At 34.7% G+C, this 23,903-nt stretch carries 27 protein-coding genes and 2 pseudogenes; 18 read left to right on the forward strand and 11 right to left on the reverse strand.

The window, feature by feature from the left end:
* The first annotated feature begins 453 nt into the window (after positions 1-453).
* From QNH17_RS13145 to QNH17_RS13155, 3 genes and pseudogenes are all read left to right on the forward strand, one after another.
* Positions 454-1,644 carry a YsnF/AvaK domain-containing protein gene (locus tag QNH17_RS13145; protein ID WP_283879494.1) on the forward strand — a complete coding sequence of 397 codons (1,191 nt, stop codon included), beginning with the start codon at positions 454-456 and terminating at the stop codon, positions 1,642-1,644.
* 448 nt (positions 1,645-2,092) lie between these two features.
* Entirely contained in the window at positions 2,093-2,893 is an 801-nt protein-coding gene (locus tag QNH17_RS13150) for a polysaccharide deacetylase family protein (RefSeq protein WP_283879093.1), read from the forward strand.
* 141 nt (positions 2,894-3,034) lie between these two features.
* A pseudogene (locus QNH17_RS13155) lies at positions 3,035-3,145 on the forward strand (winged helix-turn-helix transcriptional regulator); the annotation flags it as partial.
* A 262-nt stretch (positions 3,146-3,407) separates the two neighbouring features.
* Here QNH17_RS13155 and QNH17_RS13160 read toward each other — a convergent pair.
* On the reverse strand, positions 3,408-3,596 hold the full coding sequence (locus QNH17_RS13160) for a hypothetical protein (RefSeq protein ID WP_283879094.1): 189 nt from the start codon (positions 3,594-3,596) through the stop codon (positions 3,408-3,410).
* A gap of 192 nt (positions 3,597-3,788) precedes the next feature.
* Between QNH17_RS13160 and QNH17_RS13165 the strand changes: the two genes are divergently transcribed.
* Positions 3,789-4,115 (forward strand): hypothetical protein, encoded by a 327-nt coding sequence (locus QNH17_RS13165; RefSeq protein WP_283879095.1) that lies wholly within the window; start codon positions 3,789-3,791, stop codon positions 4,113-4,115.
* 267 nt (positions 4,116-4,382) lie between these two features.
* Here QNH17_RS13165 and QNH17_RS13170 read toward each other — a convergent pair whose 3' ends face one another.
* Positions 4,383-5,231, reverse strand: coding sequence for a helix-turn-helix transcriptional regulator (locus QNH17_RS13170; protein WP_283879096.1), 849 nt, complete (start codon positions 5,229-5,231; stop codon positions 4,383-4,385).
* 119 nt (positions 5,232-5,350) lie between these two features.
* Between QNH17_RS13170 and fabF the strand changes: the two genes are divergently transcribed.
* The 4 genes and pseudogenes from fabF (at position 5,351) to QNH17_RS13190 (ending at position 8,100) form a co-directional block, all read left to right on the forward strand.
* On the forward strand, positions 5,351-6,583 hold the full coding sequence (fabF, locus tag QNH17_RS13175; protein WP_283879097.1) for a beta-ketoacyl-ACP synthase II: 1,233 nt from the start codon (positions 5,351-5,353) through the stop codon (positions 6,581-6,583).
* A 134-nt stretch (positions 6,584-6,717) separates the two neighbouring features.
* Positions 6,718-7,209 carry an SDR family NAD(P)-dependent oxidoreductase gene (locus QNH17_RS13180; protein ID WP_283879495.1) on the forward strand — a complete coding sequence of 164 codons (492 nt, stop codon included), beginning with the start codon at positions 6,718-6,720 and terminating at the stop codon, positions 7,207-7,209.
* Positions 7,210-7,301: 92 nt separating this feature from the next.
* Positions 7,302-7,505 (forward strand): annotated as a pseudogene (locus QNH17_RS13185) (VOC family protein); the annotation flags it as partial.
* A gap of 1 nt (position 7,506) precedes the next feature.
* Positions 7,507-8,100, forward strand: a complete 594-nt coding sequence (locus QNH17_RS13190) for a dienelactone hydrolase family protein (protein WP_283879098.1) — start codon at positions 7,507-7,509, stop codon at positions 8,098-8,100.
* Positions 8,101-8,478: 378 nt separating this feature from the next.
* Here the strand turns inward: QNH17_RS13190 and QNH17_RS13195 are convergent, their stop codons facing one another.
* Positions 8,479-9,459, reverse strand: a complete 981-nt coding sequence (locus QNH17_RS13195) for an aldo/keto reductase (RefSeq protein WP_283879099.1) — start codon at positions 9,457-9,459, stop codon at positions 8,479-8,481.
* A gap of 199 nt (positions 9,460-9,658) precedes the next feature.
* Here QNH17_RS13195 and QNH17_RS13200 point away from each other — a divergent pair, with 199 nt between their 5' ends.
* A complete protein-coding gene (locus QNH17_RS13200) occupies positions 9,659-10,558 on the forward strand; it encodes an AraC family transcriptional regulator (RefSeq protein ID WP_283879100.1) in 900 nt (299 codons plus the stop codon).
* A 176-nt stretch (positions 10,559-10,734) separates the two neighbouring features.
* Here QNH17_RS13200 and QNH17_RS13205 read toward each other — a convergent pair whose 3' ends face one another.
* From QNH17_RS13205 to QNH17_RS13220, 4 genes are all read right to left on the reverse strand, one after another.
* Positions 10,735-11,262, reverse strand: coding sequence for a permease (locus QNH17_RS13205; protein WP_283879101.1), 528 nt, complete (start codon positions 11,260-11,262; stop codon positions 10,735-10,737).
* A complete protein-coding gene (locus QNH17_RS13210; protein ID WP_283879102.1) occupies positions 11,259-11,741 on the reverse strand; it encodes a hypothetical protein in 483 nt (160 codons plus the stop codon). Before QNH17_RS13210 ends, QNH17_RS13205 begins: the two co-directional genes overlap by 4 nt.
* Complete coding sequence (locus QNH17_RS13215; protein ID WP_283879103.1) at positions 11,734-12,075, reverse strand: PadR family transcriptional regulator; 342 nt, start codon at positions 12,073-12,075, stop codon at positions 11,734-11,736. Before QNH17_RS13215 ends, QNH17_RS13210 begins: the two co-directional genes overlap by 8 nt.
* A 535-nt stretch (positions 12,076-12,610) precedes the next feature.
* Positions 12,611-12,823, reverse strand: coding sequence for a hypothetical protein (locus QNH17_RS13220; protein ID WP_026564780.1), 213 nt, complete (start codon positions 12,821-12,823; stop codon positions 12,611-12,613).
* A gap of 216 nt (positions 12,824-13,039) precedes the next feature.
* Here QNH17_RS13220 and QNH17_RS13225 point away from each other — a divergent pair, with 216 nt between their 5' ends.
* The gene (locus QNH17_RS13225) at positions 13,040-14,503 is read left to right on the forward strand and encodes a flavin monoamine oxidase family protein (protein ID WP_349632573.1); all 1,464 of its coding nucleotides are present in this window, start codon (positions 13,040-13,042) and stop codon (positions 14,501-14,503) included.
* Positions 14,504-14,666: 163 nt separating this feature from the next.
* On the opposite strand, the gene QNH17_RS13230 is transcribed toward QNH17_RS13225, so the two are convergent.
* Both QNH17_RS13230 and QNH17_RS13235 read right to left on the reverse strand, forming a co-directional pair.
* On the reverse strand, positions 14,667-15,671 hold the full coding sequence (locus QNH17_RS13230) for a DUF3231 family protein (protein WP_283879104.1): 1,005 nt from the start codon (positions 15,669-15,671) through the stop codon (positions 14,667-14,669).
* A 697-nt stretch (positions 15,672-16,368) separates the two neighbouring features.
* Positions 16,369-16,554, reverse strand: a complete 186-nt coding sequence (locus QNH17_RS13235; RefSeq protein ID WP_283879105.1) for a hypothetical protein — start codon at positions 16,552-16,554, stop codon at positions 16,369-16,371.
* 517 nt (positions 16,555-17,071) lie between these two features.
* Here QNH17_RS13235 and QNH17_RS13240 point away from each other — a divergent pair.
* Entirely contained in the window at positions 17,072-17,548 is a 477-nt protein-coding gene (locus QNH17_RS13240; protein WP_283879106.1) for a hypothetical protein, read from the forward strand.
* Positions 17,549-17,808: 260 nt separating this feature from the next.
* Entirely contained in the window at positions 17,809-18,180 is a 372-nt protein-coding gene (locus tag QNH17_RS13245) for a Clp protease ClpB (protein WP_283879107.1), read from the forward strand.
* 69 nt (positions 18,181-18,249) lie between these two features.
* On the opposite strand, the gene QNH17_RS13250 is transcribed toward QNH17_RS13245, so the two are convergent.
* Positions 18,250-18,648, reverse strand: a complete 399-nt coding sequence (locus QNH17_RS13250; protein WP_283879108.1) for a nuclear transport factor 2 family protein — start codon at positions 18,646-18,648, stop codon at positions 18,250-18,252.
* 27 nt (positions 18,649-18,675) lie between these two features.
* Complete coding sequence (locus QNH17_RS13255; RefSeq protein WP_283879109.1) at positions 18,676-19,047, reverse strand: VOC family protein; 372 nt, start codon at positions 19,045-19,047, stop codon at positions 18,676-18,678.
* 373 nt (positions 19,048-19,420) lie between these two features.
* Between QNH17_RS13255 and QNH17_RS13260 the strand changes: the two genes are divergently transcribed.
* The 6 genes from QNH17_RS13260 (at position 19,421) to QNH17_RS13285 (ending at position 23,899) form a co-directional block, all read left to right on the forward strand.
* A complete protein-coding gene (locus QNH17_RS13260) occupies positions 19,421-20,191 on the forward strand; it encodes a DUF817 domain-containing protein (protein ID WP_283879497.1) in 771 nt (256 codons plus the stop codon).
* Positions 20,192-20,478: 287 nt separating this feature from the next.
* On the forward strand, positions 20,479-20,874 hold the full coding sequence (gene spxA / locus QNH17_RS13265; RefSeq protein WP_283879110.1) for a transcriptional regulator SpxA: 396 nt from the start codon (positions 20,479-20,481) through the stop codon (positions 20,872-20,874).
* A gap of 61 nt (positions 20,875-20,935) precedes the next feature.
* On the forward strand, positions 20,936-21,070 hold the full coding sequence (locus QNH17_RS13270) for a BA3454 family stress response protein (RefSeq protein ID WP_283879111.1): 135 nt from the start codon (positions 20,936-20,938) through the stop codon (positions 21,068-21,070).
* Between the two features lie 117 nt (positions 21,071-21,187).
* Positions 21,188-21,601, forward strand: coding sequence for an RrF2 family transcriptional regulator (locus QNH17_RS13275; protein WP_283879112.1), 414 nt, complete (start codon positions 21,188-21,190; stop codon positions 21,599-21,601).
* 112 nt (positions 21,602-21,713) lie between these two features.
* A complete protein-coding gene (locus tag QNH17_RS13280; RefSeq protein WP_283879113.1) occupies positions 21,714-22,049 on the forward strand; it encodes an IDEAL domain-containing protein in 336 nt (111 codons plus the stop codon).
* A gap of 602 nt (positions 22,050-22,651) precedes the next feature.
* Positions 22,652-23,899 (forward strand): glycosyltransferase family 2 protein, encoded by a 1,248-nt coding sequence (locus tag QNH17_RS13285; RefSeq protein WP_283879114.1) that lies wholly within the window; start codon positions 22,652-22,654, stop codon positions 23,897-23,899.
* Positions 23,900-23,903: the final 4 nt, after the last annotated feature.

The raw sequence follows: 23,903 nt of genomic DNA on the forward strand, positions 1-23,903 counted from the left end.
ATGAGCTTTGGATTCTAGTTATCCCTTAATAGTTACATATCTTCAAATTAAAGTATAAGATTCTATTTGTTTATGGTTCTTCTATAACTTTCGTAGAAATGTTTGTGAAGAAATGTACTTAAACTAAAGAAAACGTTTGATCAAATTCAAGATGCTGCGGAATTTTTTTTTCTTGTTGAGCTAAACCAGCTATTAGTTACTGCCTTTAATTCTAAAATGCCATCTAAATATGTGTTCATTTCTATTACCCCATCAATCCATTTTACCGAATATTAACATTATTCTTCTTCCTCTAACCTGCAATGTTCCAGTAATCGTCCAATTGTGAAAACGAAATATTAAACATGATTCTATTTTCCATGTTTCTTCTGATGACTTCCAGGGTAGACATACGTTAGATGGGATGCCATTTATATCCCACATTAATATATTAGAGGAGGTATTAGTGTGAGAATGGAAAAAAGAATCGTTGGAACATTTAATTCAGAGTCAGAAGTCTTGTATGCGATTGAGGAATTGAAACGTCAGGGGCATAGTGAAACAGATATGATGGTGGTGGCAGAAAATAGAAGTAACATTCCATTGATTACTTCACATACGGGAGTCATGGTAGAAGCGGACATGCAAATGAGTACCTTAGCAGGTGTTATGATGGAAAACTTTGTTACCATGATGACCGCAGGAATGGGCGGAAGGCCCGCAAGAGCACTGTCCAGCAGACTTATTGAAAGAGGACTGTCAGAATTTACAGCAAAACAGTGTGAGGAGGAAATAAAAAAGGGGAAAATCACGTTGCTGGTTGATACGTATGGAACTTATGAAAGCCCTAATTTTAAAACACAATATAAGTATGAAAGCCCTATTAATAAAGCATATGAAACGCAATATGAGACTGAAAAAACAAGGTCAGTCCCGCTCAGTGAAGAACAGCTTAATATTACAAAACAACGTGTCCAAGTCGGAGAATTACAGCTTCGTAAAGAAGTAGTTGAAGAAGAGCGAACTGTTCTTGTTCCACTCATGCGTGAAGAAGTATATATAGAGCGACGTCCTGTCATCGATGGAAATTATGACGCGCGCCCGTTTTCAGGGGATGAAATCATTCGTATCCCAATTACGGAAGAACGAATAGAAGTAACAAAAAGGCCAGTAGTCGTTGAAGAAGTGATTGTAGGCAAGAGAAAAATTCAAGAAACAAAGCAGGTACAGGATGTCATTAAAAAAGAAGAAGCACGGATTGAGCGATCTGTCCCTTCGTCAATGGAATCATGGACGCCGGTCAACCATTTGACTGATGTAGGAGAAGAAGAAGTTAGTAATGACAGCCCAAATAATTTGAGCGTGGAAGGAAATCCTAATAACACTGCATTTGTAATGTCAGAGGATCAAACAGATGAAACCCGTCAAAAACGTACTGGCTCCGTCGCTATACAAGCCGAAAAAAACAAACCTGAATTATCTGCCAGTAAAAAAGATCAAACGAGCGGGGCTCTAACAGATTCTTCTGATATGAATAAAAATGAAAGTGAAAGTTCAGAAGCGAATTCAGCAGTTTCTGTGAAACTAGAAGCAACCCACAACAAAGAAAATTCTACCAAAGATGAGAAAAATAAAAATAAAAATAAAAAAAATCAGCAGAAATAAAGAAAAAACACACCAAACTAAATAAGCTTGAATGAAATAGGAAGTCATTAGATACTGTATAATAAAAGCTGATTTTCAAAGGTCACTAATCTGTGCCCTTTGAAATCAGCTTTATTCAGAAGATTTAAGTAAAAAAATTCTTCAAGTGAATAGATAGAACACCGGTAATCCCTATGTTTTAATGGAGAAATATTTGTAGTCAATTATGTGGACTACCTGGAGTATAAGTTTGTGAAACAATGTACTTAAACTAACGGGTGCAAGAGTTGAAGATCCAAGCTGCCGTCGTCGGCGGCTTTTCTTGTGCTAACAGAGCAGGTTACTTCAATAGGCATAATAGTATCATACTGTGACACTAGATCCTACTACATTTCATAATCTGTTTTCGATAAATAATTTTAATAAAAATTTGAAAAAATAAGTTCATCATAAAAGAGGAGCTTACCCAATGAAAAAAATTTTGTTCATTAGCGTGCTTGTATTGATTTCTTTTTTCTCCATTCCAGTAAATTCGGATGCATTCGATAAGAGTCGAGAAGAATATGAAAAAACTGGGCGTGTTATTTGGGAAGTAAACACAAAAGACAAGTTAGTTGCCCTTACTTTCGATGATGGACCTCATCCTGTTTTCACTCCTCAAATACTAAATATATTAGCAAAATATGATGCTAAAGCTACATTTTTTGTGGCTGGCAATAAAGTAGTCAGATTTCCAGAACTTTTAAAGAGAGAAATTAAAGAAGGACATGAAATTGCCAATCACACATTCCATCATATTTATGGCAATATAACCTCTGCAAAACTATCCTCCGAATTGGATGAAACAGATAAAGTTATTAAGAAATTCACTGGTATAAAACCGTCTCTCTATCGTCCCGTGGGGGGTTTTTATAATGATGTAATTATTAATACCGCTATAAAAAATGGAAAAGAGGTCGTACTATGGTCATGGAATCAAGATTCTCGTGATTGGGCAGATCCTCCAGCAAGTCAAATTTACAGTAATATAAAAAAAGGAGTAAAACCAGGTAATATCATTATTTTTCATGATTGGCATGGTAGTGAATATACTCAAACCTGTGTTACAACAAAAGCCTTAGAAAACATTTTGGAGTTTTTAGACAAGAACGGGTATAAATGTGTAACGGTAACTGAATTGCTCTACCGTTCAACGCAAATATTTCCGGAGTCTTTTGGAATCTATCCTTCAAAAAAAGGAAAAACTTCTCACATTAATTTAATGTTTTAAAAATATATTTTCGTATCGTTTTGTGCAATAGTTCTTATTCAAGTAAATTGGTGTGTTAGTTAGATAACAAATAAAGGAAGAAAGAAATGCTATTAGATGAATATATTGACAGGAATTTTCCTGATTTACCAATATGCCCTAGAGGTTCCTCCCCGTGTAGAGTATTAAATAACCTCAAAAGGGAAAGAATTCATTTCTATAATTGATTTGATGGAAGAGTTCGGGAAGAAGTTTGGGGAGCAATCAGACTAAACAAAAGTAATCACATCCATTGTTTACCCCACAGATATGAAAAATTAAATGTGGATAAAGTAAAAGTTGTGGGACGGGAAATAGTTCTAAAGGCAACTTTTACTTTTAAGATAAAAGTTTGTGAAGAAATGTACATAAAGGAACGGGTGCGTTAGGTGAATAAGAGGACGACCGTCAAGAGACGGTCTTTTTATTTTCTATTATTGTTCGCCTAATGTGCATTTCCACTGAGTAACTAGCTAATTTAATAGACCTGTGTTGATTAGTCCTCACTTGTATCTAAATAAGGTTTGCCGCCAGTGTAACTAGAGTGAGTTGAAGGATCCTCACTTGTTGTGTCTAAATAAGGATTCTTAACCTGAATTGAAGGGTTCTTACTTGTATCCAAATAAGGAAGTCCTCCAACATCATTATCAGTTTTTCTTGGTAGTTTATGAATTTGTTCTCGCATATAAATTCACCTCCGTTATTATATGTTGTGTGGTTGTAGTTATAAATATCAGGTAAGTTGGAGGGAATTAGAAAAAACAGTTAGTTTTGTATTAGGAGGGTGGTTTCAGCGGGTAAAACTCCGGTACCATGTAATGGGTAATACATATAATAACTACAGTTAATCTAATTAATTTAGACGAGGAGAAATTTTATGCTTACCGAAGCCGATGCATTTAGAGTAGGCGATATATTAACTGTAAGACTCATTGGTCGATTGCCCACAACATGTGATGAGGTAAGAGAACTCGTAAATTACCCGGCTAATGGAACTGGTTCTGCTCAAGTTTTTCTTAGAGAAGGCAGAAAACCCGGAATGGAAAATATGTACTGCACCCAGGGATTGGGGGGAATATGGAATATAAATTCATTGATACGCGACAAATTTTCTAAGACTGTTGAGATTTTTATAAATGACCATTTTGTGAGGAGAATTCGAGTCATAGAAATCTCACCAGTAGGATGGCATAACATACATTGAATGAAGCTTTTCTAAAATTGAAATGAAAGAAACACACTTTTAATTTTAATGGGCTTAATAAAATACACCACGGGGGGCTTCCCCCTCTTATGGTGTATTTTTTATTTGGCATTGTTTAACATTATTCGAATAATGTTGTCCTATTCGGAAGTATTCAATCAAAGTAGGAATGAAAACAATTGAACATTGCCTGATTAACGGATTAGCATACTTGAACAAGATTCTTAAGCATTACGAACTGATTGAATAAGTTTTATGATATATTAATTACCTATTTTCACTTTTATTCATCATTCTCTTCAATTTTTCTTCAGTAGATGAACCCTCAACTGGAGTATAAATGCTACACCAAAAATCTGTATTACCATGAACTTGTAAAGAAGATAAATTAAATAGCATTTTTCCTGCCTTGGAATGCCTAAACTCAATTAAAACTTCGGGTGCCATACTTACCTGATTTTCTTGCCATAAAGACTCAAACTCTGGATTTAGATTAGTCATTTCTTCGAGAAATTGAGTGTACCATTCATCTCCCATATATTGTCCATAATAAACCCGAAAGATGGATAGAAAACCTTTCACAAAATGCTCCCAATTGACAGCTAAAGACCTCAATTCTTTCCTGGTAAACACTAAGCGGATTAAGTTTCTCTGTTCAATGGGAATTTGTTCAAAATCCAAAAAAACATAAGCTGCAGCAGGATTCCAACCAACGATTTGGAAATGTCGGTCTGCGATCAGAGTAGGACAGTATTTTAATTCTTCTAAAATTTTTTCTAAAGAAGGGGAAAGTTTTGTTTGTAAAACTTCATGTTTATACACATTTGTGTTAACTTCTAATGCTAAATCGTATAGATACTTTCGTTCATCATTATTTAACTGTAAAGCAGATGCTATAGAATCTAGTACAGAAGATGAAACTTTAATATCTCGCCCCTGTTCTAGCCATGTATACCAAGTAGTGCTGACTCCCGCCAACTGGGCGACTTCCTCCCTCCTTAAACCTGGAGTTCTCCGTCTAGTTCCCGTTGGTAATCCTACTGATTGAGGTTGTATACTTTCACGTTTTGACTTTAAAAACTTTGATAGAGCTTCTAATCTTGTTTTACTATTCATGTTAAATTACTCCTGTCTTAGAACATCATATTACTAATTATACTATGATAAACAACAACTTGTAATAGGATAAACATGGTGCCAAAATATAGATAATCTAATAACGAGGGGGAAGAAATATGGAACGAGTTGTGATTACAGGGATGGGAGTCGTGTCACCCTTGGGTAACAACGTTGAAACATTTTGGAGGAATTTAACCGAAGGCAGGTCTGGAGTTTCTTACATTAATAGGTTTGACGTAAGTAAACATAAAACCAAAATTGCTGGATTAGTTAGGGATTTTAATGTTGAGGATATGCTTGGTCAGAAGGATGCAAGGCGTATGGATAGATTTTGTCAATTTGCTCTAGTTGCAGCTGAACAAGCATGGAACGATTCCAATCTGAACATTAAGGAAATTGATTTAGAGCGTCTTAGTGTATATATTGGTTCGGGAATAGGTGGAATTGAGACTTTAGTGCAAAATATTGATGTACTTCGGGAAAGAGGACCACAAAGGGTAAGTCCAACAATGGTGCCTTCGATGATAGCAAATGCAGCTTCAGCACAAATAAGTATTAAATGGGGGGCATTGGGACCATCTATGGCACCTGTTTCCGCTTGTGCAATTGGAAATACAGCTATTGGAGAGGCTTTCAGAATTATTCGGTATGGTACGGCTGATGTAGCATTTGCAGGAGGGGCTGAGGCAGCCATCACAGAATTGTCTCTAGCCAGTTTTGGGAATGCAAAAGCGTTGTCTGCGAGGAATGATGAACCAGGTGCTGCTAGTCGTCCTTTTGATGCGAATAGAGATGGATTTGTAATGTCTGAAGGTGCAGGAATTTTAATACTTGAATCTTTAACACATGCAATACGTAGAAATGCACGAATTTATGCTGAAATAATTGGATATGGGGCTAGTTCTGATGCATATCATATGGTTTCTCCACATCCAGAAGGAAAAGGAGCCTATCTTGCAATGAAAATGGCTTTAAAAGATGCGTCCATTTCTACTGAAGATGTTGATGTAATTAGTGCGCATGCAACAAGTACAGAGATAGGTGACATATCTGAAACAAATGCAATAAAAAAATTGTTTGGCGAACAAGCATACAGGATACCAGTTACGGCTAATAAGTCGATGACAGGACATTTATTAGGAGCAGCTGGCGGGGTTGAAGCTATTGCATTAGCAAAAAGTCTCCAAGAGGGCATCATTCCGCCTACTATCAACTTAGAACACCCCGATCCATTATGTGATTTAGATTATGTACCAAACGTAGCCCGACAAACAAATCTCCAAATAGGGATCTCCAATTCATTTGGGTTTGGTGGGCATAATGCAGTAATTGCTTTGAAAAAGTATTAATTGTGAAAATAGTTTTATGAGATAGAGTGAAGAAATGTACTTACAATCGGGTTACTTCTCTTCAATAAGAATAAAATCAAGGACCTTATTTGTGGTCCTTGATTTATATTTAAATATCAACAATATTATTTGTTATACTTTGGACCGGTGCTGGACAGATTGGCATGGCGATAGCTAGAAGAATCGGTTTTGGAAAGAAAATTATTGTTGGTGATAAGAACCTAGATCATGCCAAGGCTATTGCAAAAATGATGAAAGAAGCCGGATTTGATGTGGTACCTGTAGAAACGGATATTTCTTCCAGAGAATCTATTTTAAATTTGATTGCAGAAGGTCAGAAGAATGGTGAAATCACTGCTCTTATCAATGCAGCCGGCGTGTCACCTAATCAGGCACCTTTTGAAACCATTTTGAAGCTGGATTTGTACGGAACTGCTGTATTGCTGGAGGAAGTAGGTAAGGTCATAGCTCCTGGAGGCGTGGGTGTGACAATTTCCAGTCAGTCTGGACACAGAATGCCTCAATTGGGAGATGAAATTGATGAACAGCTAGCAACGACACCAACAGAGAAACTACTTAGTTTGGAAGTGCACTTAAACCAACAGAACAATGAAAGAATCTCATAAGGAGATAGAAAGTCTGCAGGTTGGTTGAAGAAGGAATCTGTTTATTTTTATAGAATTTCTAATTTAATAAAAAAATTAATGAAATTAGAGAAATGAGGGAAATAAATCTTAAAATAAAAGGTTTCGGAGGAATATTTTGGAGGACTAAAAATCTAGATGCTACAAAAAAATGGTACAGTGAAGTGTTGAAGATTGAAATAGACAATTGGAATGGGACTATCATCAAACCCCAGTCAGGAAATGAAACTATCTTTTCTTTCTTTACTGAAGATGACAGCTATTTCAAGGAGGTACAAAATGAATCAAATACATAAAAAGTCGGATACTTTAATCATTGTAATACACGAAATTTATGGAATAAACCAACATATGCAGAGTTTTTGTGATTTATTATCGAAACAGGGTTTTAATGTCATTTGTCCAAATTTATTAGAACGAGAGGTAGCTTTTGATTATTCACAAGAGGAAGATGCTTATCGTAATTTTATGGAGAACGTAGGATTCGCTAATGCTTTGCATAAAATGAAAAATATATTATCAGATGTTAAAGATGAATACGAAAAAATATTTATTATTGGCTTTAGTGTAGGGGCGACTATTGCTTGGTTATGTAGTGAGCAGGATTGTGTCGATGGAATAGTCGGATACTATGGTTCACGTATTAGGAATTACGTGGAATTATCACCACAATGTCCTACAATACTATTTTTTCCGCAAGAAGAACAATCATTTAATGTGGACGAGTTAATTTTAACTTTAGAAAAAGTGAATATCGAAATACATAAATTTAACGGAAAACACGGATTCAGTGACCCATACTCTCCACAATATAATGAAAAATCAGCACAAAAAGCATTTAGTGAAATGGTGAAATTTTTTAAGAAACATTAATTAAATCCATATTTGGTATATCAAATGTTACTTTTACCTATTTCTTCGTAAAAAATATTTACAAATCCCTATCAAAGTGATGATTTAGGAACAGGTCTACTGTCACTAATGATTGGCTTTCAATAGTAATTGCTATTTTTTTAGGATAAGTTGTAATAAAAGGGAGTAGGACTTCCAAAATCTAAATCTTATTCAAATTATGGATGCATAGGTTAACCAGATTTCGGTAACTATTTTTCTAGTTCAACGAAACTGGCATATTAGTTAAAGTACGTATCTTCACAAAGTTATAGAAAAAGCCGATTATCCTAATAACAAAAAGGGGAATCGGCTTTTCTTAGTCATCAATATTTTATTAAAAGATTTTGTCTAACAAGATTAATTATGACCAACAATTGGGTGTGGTACATATGGTTCTTCTAGGAACGCCATTTCTTCAGATGTTAATTTTACAGATAGAGCACCTACTGCATCTTCGAGATGAGTTATTTTCGTAGCACCTATGATAGGAGATGTTACTGGTTCTTTCTGAAGCAACCAAGCAAGTGCGATATGAATACGTGGAACACCATGTTTTTCTGCAAGTGATGCAACTCTCTCTACAACGTATCGGTCCGCTTCAGCAGTCGCATCATATTTAGATTTTAAAATGAAATCTGTTTCAGAGCGTTGAGTTGTTTCCGACCAATCACGAGTTAATTTTCCTGATGCAAGTGGGCTGTATGGAGTCACACCGATCTTTTCTTCTTTACACAGAGGAAGCATTTCTCTCTCGTCTTCACGGTATATGAGGTTGTAATGATTCTGCATCGATACAAAGCGAGTCCAACCATTTTTTTCAGCTACATGTAATGCCTTTTGGAATTGCCATGCATACATGGCAGAAGCACCAATATATCTTGCCTTCCCAGCTCTCACCACATCATGTAATGCCTCCATCGTCTCTTCAATAGGGGTATTGTAGTCCCAGCGGTGAATAATATAAAGATCTACATAATCCGTTCCGAGTCTCTTCAGACTCTTATCAATTTCACTCATGATGGCTTTTCGAGAAAGACCCGCACCGTTTGGACCTTCATGCATTCGTCCATGTAGCTTTGTTGCGATTACAACTTCATCACGATTGGCATAATCCGTTAAAGCTCGTCCAAGGAATTCCTCGCTGGTTCCCATTGAGTATACATTTGCCGTATCAAAGAAATTGATCCCAAGATCAAGTGCTTTTTTAATAATAGAGCGACTTTTCTCTTCATTAAGTACCCATTGATGAATCCATTTTTCTGCTTCACCAAAACTCATACAGCCAAGACCAAATCTAGATACATCCAATCCTGTATTACCTAGTTTCACATAGTCCATCTATTTATTCCTCACTTTCATTTACTAGCAAGTTTCGATTTAAGTTTGGTAATTGCACTTTTAATTATGTCACAAATATTAAACAAACCTTAAACCCATTCGTAGCAAGTTTTTGCCTAATCCTATCAAGCCACTTTATCACTCGACGAATATCAAGTAAAATTAAGCCATCTAAGTTGAGGAAAGAGGAGAATAAGATATGTCTGAGGAAATCGACAAGCAGCATGAAATAGGCAAACTTATTGAGCGATATACAGGTCAGGATGGTGTTCATCCTACCTCTATTCCATCATTATTTCTCATCCGTGAATCCATAATCACCGAACCCATCTCGAGAGTTAACGAGCCGTCCTTTTGCCTTATCGTCCAAGGAGAGAAAGAGGTATGGTTGGGAGAGGAATGCTTTAGGTATGGTCCAGGCAATTACATTGTTGCATCTGTTGACTTGCCAGTAACGGGCCAAGTTATAAAAGCCTCATCCGACTCTCCATATTTGGCACTGAAACTTGAATTTACATCAAGCGAAATTTTAGAGGTTTTAAGTGAAACGGATATTCAATCTGGACAGAGAAAAAATGTGAAACGAGCTATGTTTATTAGTGAAGTAGAGCCTTTTTTATTGGATGCGGTTATCAGATTAGCTTGTTTGCTAGACAATCCAAAACATATTCCAATTCTTGCTCCATTATTTAAGAAAGAAATCCTTTATTGGGTTCTACAAGGTCCGAACGGGGAAGCACTGGAGCAAATGGCCATAGAAGGTAGCAATGCCCTCCAAATTAGAAATGTAATCGAACATATCATTCATAATTATGAAAAGTCTTTTCGAATAGAGGATTTATCAGAAATAGCGAATATGAGTGCGGCTTCGCTTCATCGGCATTTTAAAGAGGTGACTGCTATGAGCCCAATTCAATTCCAAAAACAATTAAGATTACAGGAAGCTCGGCGTTTGTTATTAGCTGAATCATCAGATGTATCTGATGTTGCATTCAGGGTGGGCTACGAAAGTCAATCGCAATTCAGTCGAGAGTATTCACGCATGTTCGGCTTTTCACCTAGAGCGGATATAAACCGACTGAGAAAAAACTACGTTTAAACTAATAAATTACATGAATAATCAACTCAATGAAGTTGAAACCCTCTGGATGACACCTAGACGTATTTTATTTATAAAAATACAGATTGTGAAAGATCGTACTTAGACTAAAGGGTGCAAGAGTTGAAGATCCTGCTGCCATGAAGCATTTAGCTTAAAGACTTATTGATCCAAATCTATACTTCCTTAGTTAGATGATACTTTAACAACTTTTGTTGGTCATAAATTTTTTCAAAAAGAATTCCCGTTAAATAGTAAAACACGAGGCCAAAACAAATGTGAATAAGTGTAAATTTTGAACCAAATGAAGTAAATTCATATACTAGAACTGGCAATTTCACTGTTGACCAAGCGCCTAAGAAAAACACTATATAGCGGACACTGGCTCCTTTTTTCAATAAAAGTACTGCAATCGGAAAGGCTATATAAAGAGGGCCTGCAGCTACTGTTGCTAATAATAAGGTGAAGAAGACACCATATATACCTGACTTTTCACCCATATATCGAATGAGTGATTCTTTCTTTACCCATTGATCCAATAATCCCACTAATATGAATATAGGAGGAAGTAGGAATAACATATCCAAAATACTTTTACCAGTTAACTGAACTGTTTTCATAGCAATAGCTTGATTCATAAACCCAATAAGAAGAAGCCCTAATAATAAAATGAAAAAGAACCGATATCTTTTTAGTTTTGTCATGTCATCACCACCCAAATAATCAATGCAAATAAAAGAGACATTATTATGGCAGATATATTTCGTGCAATAGCAAAACTTCGTCCAAAAGTTTTTTGTTCCATAGATAAAGTTGCAAGTCCTACAGACATTAATGTCGACATTAATACCGCTACTTGTGGAAGAGCAGCACCATTTTGAACTAATGTATATCCGAGAGGAAAGACGATAAAGCTTGGAACTAAAGCAATTGATCCAATGATTGTTGAATAAATGATGCCTAGTAAGCCAGAATTTTCGCCAATTATTGAAGAAATAAGGGACGGTGTCAATAAAGACAATGCTAGCCCAACAAAAAGCATAATAGCTAATAAATCCGGTAAAACATTGCGAAACATTTTCCATGAACTTAATAAGGCTACCATTGTTTTATGTTTGTCTTTTGTGAAGGAAATACCCAAATAAATAGTGGCTAGAGTATAGAGAATAATTCCACTAATCATTATTTTGAGCCCTCCATTCTTTATATTTTTCCTGGAAAAACGATAAATTTTTAATTTTTTCTTCAATATCTATTTGAAAATCTTCTAATTTTCTTTTTCCAACTGAAGTGATTCTGTACATCCTTATCGGTTTATCTCGTTGAGATGTATCCAGATAAGACTCAACAGCACTTTCTTCCTCTAACTTTTTTAGTGTACGATATAATATGGCACTATCGATTGGATTAATGGGAAGCTCTTCCTCACATCTTTGCAGTAGTTTCCCTCCATAGTTATCTCCCTCTGTTAAAAACAGCAAAAGAAATGCACCTGTATGTCTCCCTGTATGTTTCATGAAATATATAGCCTCCTAATTTTTAATGTAAAAAATTTTTTCGGTAACTCATTACTGTTAATAACAGTATGCTGTCACAAACAGTAATGTGCCAATTTTTTTCTCTGTGATAACAAAAAAATTAGAATGTGAATCTAGTTTGGATTGGTGGAGGCAAAGATGTGGAGATTGAACGGGAGCAACTTTCACAAGAACAGATAGAAACTCTGATTATAAGAATGAAAAATAATCATTAATTCTAAGTATGAAGATGCTTTAATATAGAAGAACAGATAGTCAGCTGCCATACTTGGCAGCTTTTTCTTATTGAACTAGAGATGCAGGTTAGTTGAATGTGAAGAAATAAAGGTCGAGTTAGTTTAAGATATCATAGGGAATTTTAGCTATCGGTATGGTAAAGTTGACTCAAAAATAACTTAATTAATCTTAGGGTTTTATTTAACCAAGGGGTAAAGTAAGGAAGTTGCGACAGCAGGGTTAAAAAATTAAAACCTTGAAGACCGCTTGTGTTTCACCCCAATAAAAAAGCACCCGATTATTCGGATGCATACTTAATTATTCCGTGTAAATAAACTGAGTATTCTCGTAGTACACATTCTCTTAACTTGATTTTTCCTTCACTTACTAATTCTCCAACCAATTCTTCAATCTTTTTTACATCTTCATTGGTAGCTTTAGGAATCTCTGTTGAAAACAAATTACCTCGACTGGCATTGTGTAGTTTTTTTAATAATTCAACTTTATTCATTGGGTCATCCCCTTTACCTATTATATTCGACATAAAGGAGGTTCTTTCCTTTAAGTTGTTTCACAAAAAGGGGCAGGTTAATAAAAGAAGGGATCGGCTAAATGTCCATCATTTATTATGATTAATGAATTTAATTTTAGTTAATAGTCTACTTCGATTTTCTATCGAATAACATTTTATTCGTAGGTTATTTTTTTGGAAGTAGAGGTGATATCTTTGATACAAAAATTACTGCTTTCAATGGAGCAAATGATTTACATAATTCAAAATGGGTTACAAAAAACGAATTCACCAAAGGATGTAACCATTATAGGTGCAGGGATATCTGGTTTAGTTGCTGCTTCACTCTTAAAAGAAGCTGGACATCGGGTTACCATTATTGAAGCAAATAACAGAATTGGCGGAAGAATTTACACAAAAAGGGAACCTTTTATTAATAATCAATATATAGATCTTGGGGCAATGCGTATACCTTCATTTCACTATTTAGTTTTTGAATATATAAAAAAATTCAATTTACAAATCAATGAATTTATTAATAGCACCCCTAATGATCTGATTTACATCAATAATATATTAACAAATGAAAAAAATTATGGAACAAATCCAGACCAATTAAGGTTTAAAGTCTACCCAAGTGAAAAAGGAAAAACTGCAACAGAGTTACTATTATTAGCAGTTGGTCCAGTTATTGATTTTATAAACCAAGATCCCGAAAAAAATTGGGATATAGTTATTAATATGTATGATCATTTTTCAATGGCTAACTTTTTAAAATATAACCCTGTGGGTGTATCCTTATCAGCTGAAGCAATCGATATGATTGAAACGATGGTCGGATTAGAAGGGTTTTCTGAACTTGCATTTACTGCAATATTAAGAGAAGTTTTAGTACTCCTTACAAAGAACCTAAAACTTTATGAAATTTCAGGGGGTACTGATCATCTTATTAATGGATTTTTACCACAACTAAAAGACGATATTATTACTAATCAAAGAGTAAAAAAAATTATACAACAAGAATCAAACGTAACAATCTATACAGAAAATCAAATACTTAATACTGAGCATCAACTTACAAGCGACTTTGTTATTTCAACAATTCCTTTTTCTTTATTGAATTTCGTAGATTTACTTCCCTTTGAGTCTATTTCATATGACAAGAGGAAAGTTATTAGAAAGATACATTATGCAAATTCAACTAAAATAGGACTTCAATTTAAAACCAGATTTTGGGAAAAGTATGGGTTATATGGTGGGAAAATAACAACCGATTTACCAATCAAGTTTGCATATTTTCCTAGTCATAGACAAGAGGCATCGGTCAGTACAGGGATTATGTTAGCTAGCTACACATGGGAAGACGATTCTAGTATTTGGGATAATATGACACAACAAGAACGTATAAAAATTGCTTTAAATAATCTTTCGTATATATTTGGAAATCAAGTGTTTACAGAGTTTTTAATAGGATATTCACATAATTGGTCTGAATTTCCTTATTATGGAGGAGCATTTGTCATGTTTAAACCCGACCAAATAAAAGAATTAGGTCAATATATTAGTACACCAGAAGGGAGAATTCATTTCGCAGGATCACATTCATCTACTACACCAGGTTGGATTCAAGGGGCGATTGAAGCAGGAGTTAGAACAGCATTTGAAGTTAGCAATAGATAAGTTTTATTTAAATATCAAAAGATGAACTTACAAAAAAGGCGCATGCGTTAGTTCAATAACGATCGACTGCTTTGCGGTCTTTTTTACTGCACTAAATGGCAGTTTGGAGGAAGAATGATTTTTCTAAACTTAAAATGCCCGACCGATTGGGGGGCATTTTAAGTTATTTTTCTCTTGCAATTTCTTTTCTATTAGGTGCAAGTGGAGGTTGTTCTAACCATTTATTTTGCACCATAATATTAAACCACTTTTTAGTAAGCATAAGATTTTGTAGAATGGTGCTTTCGTAAGTAGATACTAGGTCTGTTCGCATTGCAGATGCTAAACCTGCCCCGTGATACGCTTGTGCAGCTTGGAATAAGAAACCGGTATGATACAGCATTAACTTATCGGAAAAAGGGGAGTCTGTTGAAGTTGAAACTTCAGTCTCCCACGACTTCGGAGCTGGTAAATTATCCGTTTGCATAATTTTTGAAAAATCTTTTATTTGTTGATCAGCTATTTTTTCAGCATACTCTAAAAATTTTCTTACTTCTTTTGTTTGTGTGACTTGACTGAATGCAATTGCAAGAGTTTTTGCCATAATACTTTTTTTTAGGTTGAAAGAAATACTTATGATTTCTGTCGCGGCTAACATTCTACCCTTTCCGAAAAATCCATCTGCGAAATCTTTGCTGGAAACATATTCAGGGTTTTCAGCAGGATAAAATAAAGGGTCCCTCTGAAAACTTCCTTTTTCAAGCAATAAATCAATTGTTTGATGATACATCCTTTTCCCATCGTTATCGCACGAGTCGTAAAAAAACCTTAAGTCCTCTCTGACAGAAACACCTAATGAAGTGGAGTGTCCTAGCAAACCGTGTAAAGTCATAATATGTAAATAATTTAAGCAAAAGATGTCAGTGAACAATCTTTCTGTACCTTTATTAAGATCAGATTCAGTAAATCCAATCGGAACTGGAAATCCCTCATTCTCAATAAAAGTTATGATTTGATTCTTTTGTTTTTCAAACGTCTTGATAGCATCCTCAAAAATGGCTTTTATTGAATCGTCTTCTATAATAGAAATCATATATCTATTTACAATATCAACAGCTGTTCCATTTACATACTCTCCCCACAAAGTTCCTATTTCGGAAGATGTGAGTTTTAATTTATCCTTTTCCATCCTGTCACCTCTTTGATATTATTTACCAATTTCACCAAGAGATATGAATTACTGTTTTATAAAAAGATCACAAGTTTTAAAATTAGATGTAAAGTTTAATTTATAATAGCTAGTCGAATTTTCATTACGATTTTTCCAAGAAGAATTTTACTTTACGTTAAATTAATTTATAGATTGTGAAGAACTACACCTAAACAAATGGGTGCTTAACTTGAATATAAGGGAATTTATTGGCTTAAGGGGTTATAATGGCTCACAATTTATAAATCTAAGCCTACATCACTTATGGAATAACTTGGAACACCCAGATTTCTTTTGCTGCTTATCCCCAATAAAAATAAGCATCCGATTATTCGGATGCATACTTAATTATTCCATGTAAATAAACTGAGTATTCTCTTTGTACATATTCTCTTAATTTAATTTTTTGTTCTGTTTCTTAAACTTTAACCAATTTTTGAATCTTTTTTTCATCTTCTTTTGTAGTAGGAATCTCTAATGAAAACATATTACCTCGACTATCATTTAATAATCTTTTTAATAACTCAACTTTATTCATTGGGTCATCCCCTTTAGATGTTATATTCGACATAAAGTTGACTTTTTCCTTGCAATATCTTATATTGTTTTAAGTTTTACCGACTTTCCACTAAAAGCATCTGATTACAGGTACTCTGACAGAAATGTGTAGCTTTTTTTATTTGATTTTTTTATAACCACCTTCTACCAATCTAATCATATCACGCCCTGAGGTCTTTTCTGTTTCATGATAACCTTCTTCGTCACGCAAACTCAAATACCAGTTGCTATCGGCATCTTCATTTAGCCTATATAACTTATTGGTAAAAACATTAGTATAAAAATCTCCATTTCTTAGCCTCATAATATCCCACCTCTAATGTATATTAACTGTATTATGCCCAAGATAACCACCTGGAGTCATTAGACATATACAGTCCAAAAATCCCATGGATATAGTATGTGGGTTGGGGTTTTTTATGTAGGAATTTCCAAATGTCCTTCTGAAGGTTATTCTGACAGTTCAGGTAAACATATTCCTCCTAATAAAGTAAAGGTCTATCAAATATGGGGAGGTTCTCCTCTTAATAGACCTCGTATTGGAAAAGAAACAGATTACACCTTCGAATTTAATAAGGATAATACTGGAGAAGTTTCTCAAAAAATCTTTTATTCTTTGGAGGAAGCAGAAGAATGGTGGAGTTCATATCCAAACTGGTAGAACAAGTAAAGTTTTAAATGCTTATTAGGCTGCGGGTGATTTTGTTAAGGATGATAATCGCTGAGGCGGTCATATTTCTAGTTAAACTATCTGACAGTTTATATTAATAAACCCCAATTATATGATAAAAGAAAAACTGCAAATATCGAGGTGGTTCAAAATGGATTACTGGAGGAATAGTGCAATTTGGTTTCAAAACACTACCAATGATTTATATAATAGGGGTGGTAAATTGAGGAAATTTGTATTTCTGATTTTTTTCGTACTTATTTTTGTAGCAGGGTGTTCGCAAGTGGGTGGTATGCATAATAAAGGTTTAGAGAAATCTATAAGTTCTGTTTTGGAGAAAAAAAGCGTGATGGAAATTGATATTACTCCTCTAACGGACTTCGATTGGGATAAAGCATACCTAATAACCCCTTACACTGATGAAGAAACCATAAATAAGCAACTTAGAGTTAAATTTAAAGATCCAACTAATATAGGTTATCGAGATGATATATATTTACTGGTATTTCTTGATAAGAATAAAGTAGTTCAGTATGTTGAAATACCGACGAAATATGGACAGTTAATGCACGGAAATAAAGATGGGTTTACACCTTCAAATGCAATCATAAAGATACAAAAGAATTAGCAATTTGATACCAAAGGGGACATCGCATAAAGATGTTCCTGATTGGGTTCAAGAGTAAAATAAATGTAAAAATATTTTTAATGGGGAAAAGGTTTTGTTCAAAATTTGAAGAATTTATTAAAAGTATGTTCGTAAAATGGGAAGGATTTAACTCAATATTTCACTAAGAATTCCAAACTATATCGTAATACCTTTAGAGAGTTACTGCAGCTGCTCTTTTTTATTAAATTAAAGTTTGTGAGGGTAAGGGGAAATGTTCAATGAAATTTATTGCTTATCCGATTAGTGCCTTGATTATTGGAATTTCAATCATAATAAGTGCATCAATCTTAAAGGGGACTTTGTTTACAAACCCAAATGATCCTAGTAGTAAAAATTTTTCAACGTCGGTTTATTCTGAGAATAGTCCAAATATCATGACGAAAAAACAACTTTCAGAATATCTTCAAGTAAACGAAGCAACAATTGATACAATTATGAAAGAAGATAGTAGACAAAAAGTTTTAATGGGTGGCTCTTATGAAACCTATATGTTTCTTCCTTATTTAAAAATCGACAACCAAGAACGATTTTTAAAGTCAGAAATCGATAAATGGTTAAAATATCAAAATGATAATCCTCTTAATCATTAATAGGAAAGCCGTCAACAACCTCCCCATTAAAAAAGGGGAGGTTGTCTTGTTGAATCTTATTTTAGGAAGTTAAAATATGCCGTTCTCGTTAGGGGACTCCTCGGGTATGGGTTGTCCGATATCCCACAATTCAACGATTTGGTTATCTTGGAAACGAAAGATATGGACCACAGCTCCACCGAGATCCTCAGGATGCTGCTTTACATGCGAGTGAACGGCTACGGTATCCTTCTCATGAATTGCAAGTTTGACCTCAAGGATTTTGTTCGGGTTTAATGCTGCATTTTCTTCCATCGCGAGCATGAGCGATTCAGCATCGCCGCGGAAATAGGGATTATGGTGACGAAAGTCTTGACCTATGTAACGCTGGTACGCCTCACGAACCTTTCCTGAGGCGACGAGTTGTAAAAAAGACACAGCCTTCTCTTTAACTGAGAGGTTCGTTGTAATCGGTTCTTCGATAGCCATTTAATTCCTCCATTTTTCCTCTTTTTTTCACCGATGCTGATCAAGAAGAATCTGATTACCGTCTGGATCTTCAAGGACCAAATGTGCGGGTCCATCAGTGGCTTCATCTGCTTCCGTCAACATTTTTATTCCTTCAGCCTTAAGTTGTTTTTGAATGTCTCGAATATCCGTAAACTTTTCAAGATTCTCAGCATTTTGATTCCATCCAGGATTAAAAGTCAGAATGTTCTTTTCAAACATCCCTTGGAACAACCCGATGACACAATTCTCATTCTTCATAATCAGCCAATTTTGCGAAATGTCACCACCAAATGCGTGGAATCCTAATTTTTCGTAGAATGATTTGGATAAATGAATATCTTTGACGTTTAAACTTACAGAAAATGCACCTAGTTTCATATAATCTCCTTTTTTTAAATGATGTGGGTTAATCACTTTATTTAATTTAACTATAAATGAGAAAGTTGAAATTCACAACATTTTCCATTAGGTGTAATGGACAATGAATTTCCATTAAAGTTTTAGAACATTCCATTGAAATGAGGAGTGCTATTTATCTTTGTTTTAGATAAAAAATGATTATAAGCAATAAAAATATAATTATAATCATTAACTATTTATTGTTAAACGATAAAACAGGTGGTAAAATCATATCAAAAGGAAATGAAAGATCTCTTTTACAAAAATGAGAATTAAATTCATAGAAGGGGAGTTACTCATGAATTTAACCATCCAAAGTGATTTTCAGAAAAAAACTTTGAAGACCAAAATCATAAGATCACTTAAACAACTTGTTCGTTTTGGCTGGGAGCAGGCCCTATCATGTTTGTTTCCTGTCGTTATTTTTGCCTCTTTGGCAATTACACAAATCATCCCACTTCCCTTCCTGCCGCGGTATGACTGGCTGCTCATTATTTGCCTTCTGATGCAATGGGGGATGGTGCGTTCTGGGCTTGAAACACGGGATGAACTTAAAGTGATCACGTTGTTCCACCTTATTGGCCTTACTCTTGAACTTTTCAAGGTGCATATGGGCTCTTGGTCTTATCCGGAAGAAGGATATTTTAAAATTTTTGGCGTACCTTTGTATAGCGGATTCATGTACGCGAGTGTAGCGAGTTTTCTTTGCCAGGCGTGGAGGAGGCTTAAGGTGGAACTGGTTAAGTGGCCGCCGTTTTTAATGGTGGTACCACTTGCCGCTGCGATTTATTTAAATTTTTTCACTCACCATTATTGGTTGGATGTTCGTTGGTGGTTAACTGGAATGGTGATAATTGTCTTTTGGCAATCATGGGTCACATATGAGGTTGATGGAACTCGTTATCGCATGCCTCTCGCGCTTTCATTTGTACTCATTGGATTTTTTATATGGGTTGCTGAGTATATCGCGACCTTCTTTGGAGCTTGGGAATATCCAAATCAAACCGATGCTTGGAGTCTCGTTCATTTAGGAAAGGTGAGTTCCTGGCTCTTATTAGTGATCGTTAGCTTTCTGATCGTAGCGACTTTAAAGCAGATTAAAGGGGAAAATTCCAAAGGATAGGGAAAAGCGTTATAAATAAAAGTGATTGAACACCTGTTGAGATGGAATACCCATTCGCACTAATTTTCTTGCTATGAATCCCTTAAGTATAAAAGCTTAAGGGATTTTTTATCATTAGGCGGAATGGTTAATATCAAAATATCTTAAACACTCATATAATATTCAATCAAACACTTACCCATTGACAAAATGAACTGTAACGATTATATTTACAGTATGGTAACTGTAATGATTTTTATTACATTTAAATATGTTGGCCAGAATATATGTTAGGAGTGTGTAATGCGATGGTAACTTTGTTTACGACACCAAGCTGTGGGTCCTGCCGAAAAGCAAAGGCTTGGCTTGAGGAACATCAAATAGACTATATAGAAAGAAACATTCTATCTCATCCTCTTACAATCGATGAAATTAAATCGATTCTTCGCATGACAGAAGAGGGGACAAGTGAAATTATTTCAACGAATTCAAAGGCGTACCAAGACTTAAAGGTAGATATTGAAACACTCCCACTTAATCAATTGTATAAATTAATCATGGAGCATCCCAAAATGGTGCGCCGGCCAATAATCATGGACGAAAAAAGATTACAAGTTGGCTATAATGAAGACGAAATTCGCAGTTTTCTGCCCCGGAGGATACGAAACTATTTGTACAACGAATTGCAGAAAGAGGCCAATTAAGGGGAAAAATCTTAGTCTTTACAGTTAATATCGACCTTAATTACAAAAGGAGGAAAACAGGATGATTGAAGTATTCGTAAAAGTATTATATAAAAATCGAAATTACCATACCAATGTCATAGTGGAAAAAGAGATGACCTGGGAAAAAATTAAACAGATTGCTGAAGAACAAGTGAAAAAACAATGGGATATTTAATGTAATAGACAAAGTAATCTGTATGCATGACTAGCTAATCTGTAATGTTTACTATTACAGTTAGATATGAACTTTATAAAATAGATAAGAAGTTTTTTTGTCTTAGGAGGCAAGCCCATGAATAGTGATTTTACCCTTGCCATTCATAGTTTAACATATCTTGCGTTACAGAATGACCGTATGTCAACAAGTGATGCGATTTCTGAGAGTGCTGGCGTCCATCCTGTGCGCATTCGAAAAGTACTAAGTTTGTTAAAAAAACATGGATTTATTAAATCCAAAGAGGGAACCGGCGGCGGATTTATTTTTGTGCTCGATCTAAGTGAAGTGAATCTTTGGGATATCTATAAGATCACCACTGAAGGTGCACTGCAGCCAAAGTGTCCTGAATCCAATGAAAAATGTATAGTCGGGGCAAATATGCAAAGAGTCCTATGCAGCATTTTCTTCGGTGCAGAAGAACATATGGGAGAATATTTAAAGGACTATACAATCAAAGAAGTGGTTGAGCTTGTAAATAATCACAAGTGACCGATAGTTGGTTGAATACTTCTTTAATTAAAATGTAATAAAAAAGATTACAGATCAATTAAAGCTGCATATCCTAAGATTAAACGAAAAAAATTAAGAAGGTGAAATAACAATGTTCTCCAAAAATCATATGGTTTTAAATACAGGAGATTGGATTAAAGCAGAATCACGGGAGGGTGAATTAATTATTGGTTATATTGAATCACAGTCTAGTATAGAAGGAGTAGTCAAAGTAACTGTTGTTACAAGTGATAATAATCAAACGATTGGTAAAACCATACCTATTTTAAGTAACCGAGTGAAAAAACTGCCTGTCTCAAATGTAACAAATAAGGCACAAATTGAATTTCTCCTAGATCTGGCTTTATCAACCGGAGATAAAGAATGGTTTTTGGCGCTTTCTTCAGAGTTAAACGCAATGAAGCAGCTTGCAAATGGAGTACATTAAGCCTTTCAGCGAATTCAGGAGTTTTGTTCCTATATCGTAATTAAAATTTATATCACCATTTAATCATTCCCACACAATATTTGTTAACGGGTTCCATTGCCTATCGTTAACATTAAAAATGAAACTAGAAATGAGTGCCAAATTGTATAAGAATTTGGCACTCATTTTAATTGATGTAAAGCGATTTGGAGAGAAATGCCTAAAATTTGTAAAAGAAAATTCACCCCGATTTTTAAAGTTCAATGGCGGTTGGCGACATAATAGTTAATTAAAGAGGGTTCTAAAATAATATTTAGAACCCCTTTAGTTGTGATATTAGTATCATCAACACATGAAAGATGCTCCAACAATGATTAAAGGATGAATAGAACAACAATCAAAGAAAAATGTGCCCATTCCGCCACCTTGGTAGCCCATCAATCATCACTACCTTTATTACACATATATATAAGAGCTTTCGGGCTCTTTTTTCTTGTAATAGTTGAATTCACCAATTAACTAAAAAAGTGCATTTAAAAATAGGTAGTAGTTTAGTCAGTTATAAATGTCACTCATATTCTATAAAGACCATCTGGACAGGTTTATAGAAAGGAAGTGAACACATGAGTTATGTAAAACATCAATCTACTGCGAATAAAAAGATCTCCAATAATGAAACGAACGATGATATTGAAGTAAGTATTATAATACCTTCCCGAAATAAGTATCCGTTAAATTTATTTACCCTTTATTCACTTGAAAATCAATCCTTTAACGTTAAGAAGATGGAAGTAATTTTTATTAATGATGCATCTACTGATGAAACAGAAGAAAAATTAAAAAACTATCATCCTCCCTATATTTTTAAATATATTCATTGCACACAAAAACTCGGAAGAGCCAGGGTTAGAAATTTAGGTATCGAATCAGCAAGCGGCAGGATTCTTATTTTCCTTGATGCTGAAATGATTACTGAACCTGAGTTTGTTCAAAATCACTATAACTATCACCATAAAACCGATAATCTGATTGTGACAGGCGCAATGCATTCAAAAGCTCTATATTCTTGTATTTTCCCCGAATTTTCCGACAAATTCACGAATAAAATCGAAAAGTTAACAAAAGAGAATAACGAAATATATAAGAGATTCAAAAATTCTAAACATCCTATCGAAACCCCATATCCACTGATTAATAAAGACGATATAGTACAGGGGCACTTCAAAGATATATCGTATAATGCGTACCTATGGTTCGAAGAAATAATTAGTAATTATAATGAAAAGTTAGAAGGGTTCATGTTTCCATGGATGGCATTTCTAACAGGGAATATCTCTATCAAAAAGGAGCTTATTACCCAGGCAGGATTGTTTGATGAAGAATTTTTTAATTACGGTTATGAAGATTGGGAATTAGGATACAGGTTATATAAAATGGGCGTCAAATACGTAGTGAGTAATAAAATGCCCACATACCACCAAGAACATCCTGTCGAGGAAAGAAAGTGGAAAGAGGCGGTTGGAAACTTCGGCTTATTCACAATAAAACATCATGATGTCGATGTCTTAATTTTGGCATTAGAACTCGCTAGGATGACAGATTTGAACACGATGAATAACATCTTAAAGGAGTATAAATCGCTTCTAAAATCTTATCCAGAGCAATTTCAAGTTTTCTCGGAAAAATTTATCTATATCCTAGAAACGATTATTCTGATGCTAGAAGTCGATATACGACATTTTAATATAATAGGTGCGGCAGGATTCAGTTCAGAAGCAAAAAAAGAGTTACAAAGAGATATACAACAAATACAAAAACTTGAAAGGTTTCCGAACCTAACAAAATTTTTAGCAAGTGTTATCAATTCATAAGAGA

The sequence above is a fragment of the Neobacillus sp. SuZ13 genome (assembly GCF_030123365.1).
Taxonomy (GTDB): Bacteria; Bacillota; Bacilli; order Bacillales; family Cytobacillaceae; genus Neobacillus.